The 3,116-nt window shown below is 43.9% G+C and carries 2 protein-coding genes; both read left to right on the top strand.

Translation table 11 applies throughout. The features are described 5' to 3' along the window. Nucleotides 1-1,560, top strand: a 1,560-nt coding sequence (locus J6U00_RS09825; RefSeq protein WP_296581410.1) for a glutamate synthase-related protein, incomplete at its 5' end; no start/stop codon positions are given. A gap of 3 nt (nucleotides 1,561-1,563) precedes the next feature. Next, entirely contained in the window at nucleotides 1,564-3,048 is a 1,485-nt protein-coding gene (locus J6U00_RS09820) for a glutamate synthase subunit beta (RefSeq protein ID WP_296581409.1), read from the top strand. Nucleotides 3,049-3,116 lie beyond the last annotated feature (68 nt).

Raw genomic sequence — 3,116 nt, 5'->3', positions numbered from 1 at the left:
TCTATCGAAGACCTTGCTCAGCTTATATATGACCTTAAGAATGCTAACGACAAGGCTCGCATTTCTGTTAAGCTTGTATCGGAAGCAGGCGTGGGTACAGTTGCTGCAGGCGTTGCAAAGGCCGGTGCTCAGGTAATACTCATCTCAGGCTACGACGGCGGAACAGGAGCTGCTCCAAAGAGCTCGATTTATAACGCTGGTCTTCCATGGGAACTCGGACTTGCTGAAGCACACCAGACTCTTATGCTCAATGGTCTTCGTTCGCGTGTCCGTATAGAGACAGACGGTAAGCTCATGACTGGACGCGATGTACTTGTTGCAGCTTTACTTGGAGCAGAAGAATTCGGATTTGCAACTGCTCCACTTGTAACGATGGGCTGCGTTATGATGAGGGTCTGTAACCTTGATACCTGTCCTATGGGAATTGCCACACAGAATCCGGAGCTTCGCAAACGCTTCCGCGGCAAGCCCGAATATATCATCAACTTCATGCACTTCATCGCCCAGGAGCTTCGTGAATATATGGCAAAGCTCGGTATACGCACTCTGGATGAGCTTGTCGGAAGAACAGATCTTCTGTGTGTTAAGAAAAGTGCTTCAGATAAGCATATCGACTTTACAAATATCCTTACTCAGCAGATTTCTGACGCAAAGAAGCACTTTGATGAAAAAGACGTATTTGATTTTGAACTTGACAAGACAGTTGACAGACGTGTTATAATGAAGAAGATAGGAAACGCATTGAAAAACGGCACATCCAAAACTATATCCATAGATGTCGTAAATACAGATCGCTCGGTAGGAACACTTTTCGGAGCAGAAATAACACGTATACACGGTGAAAATGTGCTTGCGGACGATAACTATACAATTAAATGTACAGGAAGCGGCGGCCAGTCCTTCGGAGCATTCATACCAAAAGGACTTACTCTTGAGCTCTGCGGCGACAGCAATGACTATTTCGGAAAAGGTCTTTCCGGCGGTAAGCTTGTACTTTTCCCTCCTGAAAAGTCAGCATTTAAGGCAGACGAAAACATTATTGTCGGAAATGTTGCGCTCTATGGTGCTACATCAGGCAAGGCATTTATAAACGGAGTTGCCGGTGAACGCTTCTGCGTAAGGAACTCCGGTGCGATTGCTGTTTGTGAGGGCGTCGGAGATCACGGCTGTGAATACATGACTGGCGGACGTGCAGTTATCCTCGGACGGACAGGCAAAAACTTTGCCGCAGGTATGTCAGGCGGTATAGCCTATGTTCTTGATGAACAGCACGACCTATATACAAGACTTAATAAGTCTCTCGTATCACTTGAAACATTAAGCAAGGAAAAAGATATTGCCGAGCTCAAAGAAATAATTACTGAACACGCTGAGGCAACAGGTTCAGAAAAGGCAAAACTCATACTTGATGAATTTGAAAAGTATCTTCCCTGCTTCAAAAAGGTTATCCCTCACGATTATGCTAAAATACAATCCACTGTTGCAGCTCTTGAAAAAGACGGCATGAGCAGTGAAAAGGCAGAAATCGAAGCATTTGAACTTATCAGAAAGGAGGCGTGAGTCATGGGAAAATATACCGGTTTTCTTGAATATACACGAACTGAAACATCAGCTAAGGAACCTTTAGAAAGAATAAAGGATTATAACGAATTTCATGTTCAGCTTTCTGAGGAACAGCGTTGCGAACAGGCAGCAAGATGTATGGACTGCGGTGTTCCCTTCTGTCAAAACGGCAAGATGCTATGCGGCATGATATCAGGTTGTCCTCTCAATAATCTGATACCTGAGTGGAATGATCTCCTGTATCATAATCAGAAGGAACAGGCTTTGAAACGTCTCCTGATGACAAATAATTTCCCTGAATTTACTTCAAGAGTCTGCCCTGCTCTTTGCGAAAAGGCTTGTATCTGCGGAGTTTATGACTCACCAGTTACCGTTAAGGAAAACGAAAACTCAATTATTGAATTTGGCTTTGCAAATGGTTTGATGAAACCTGAAATACCGGAAGTGAGAAGCGGAAAAAGAATAGCTGTAATCGGTTCCGGCCCTTCAGGACTTGCAGCAGCAGATACTCTTAACAAACGAGGCCACAGCGTTACAGTGTTTGAACGTTCTGACCGTATCGGAGGTCTTCTCATGTACGGTATACCAAATATGAAGCTTGAAAAGCACATAATTGAGCGCCGAACAGCTCTTATGCAGGCAGAGGGCGTCGAATTCAGAACCAGTTCAAACGTAGGCGAAAACATATCTGCCGACGAGATACTCAATAACTACGACGCTGTGATACTTGCATGCGGCTCATCAAATCCTCGTGATATCAAAGCTGAGGGCAGAGACGCAGATGGTATATATTTCGCAGTTGATTTCCTGAAAGCTACCACCAAAAGCCTGCTTGATTCAGAGCTGAAAGACGGTAAATATATATCCGCTAAGGATAAAAACGTTGTTATCATTGGAGGCGGTGACACAGGAAATGACTGTGTCGGAACTTCTGTAAGACACGGCTGTAAATCAGTTGTACAGCTTGAAATGATGCCGAAACTACCTGATGAAAGAGCTGAGAACAATCCCTTCCCAGAATGGCCGAGAATTTGTAAGACAGATTACGGTCAGGAAGAGGCAATAGCGGTATTCGGACATGATCCGCGTATATATTGCACAACAGTCAAGGAATTTATAAAGGATGAAAAAGGCGCTCTTAAGGCAATTAAAACAGTCAAGCTCGAATTTATAGCGGATAAGGCAACAGGCAGAAAAATGCCTCATGAGATCGAAGGTTCCGAGGAAATTCTTCCTTGTGAGCTCTGCCTCATAGCTGCAGGATTTTTAGGCTGTCAAAGCTATATTGCCGAAGCTTTCGGTGTTGAGCTCGATCAGCGTACAAACGTAAAGACTGCAGCAGGCAAACACTCCACAAATATAAATAATGTATTCACTGCTGGGGATATGCATATCGGACAATCTCTTGTTGTACGTGCTATCCGTGAAGGACGTGACGCAGCCGCTGAAGTAGATGAATACCTTATGGGATATACCAATTTATGAAAACGGAGGATAAAATGATCTATTCTGAAAATGAGATTTTACAGTATATCGACGAAAACGATGTTAAG

This window comes from Ruminococcus sp. (assembly GCF_017650195.1).
Taxonomy (GTDB): domain Bacteria; phylum Bacillota; class Clostridia; order Oscillospirales; family Ruminococcaceae; genus Ruminococcus.
Note: the sequence above shows the minus strand (reverse complement) of the source record. Positions and strands in the feature narration are given on the sequence as shown.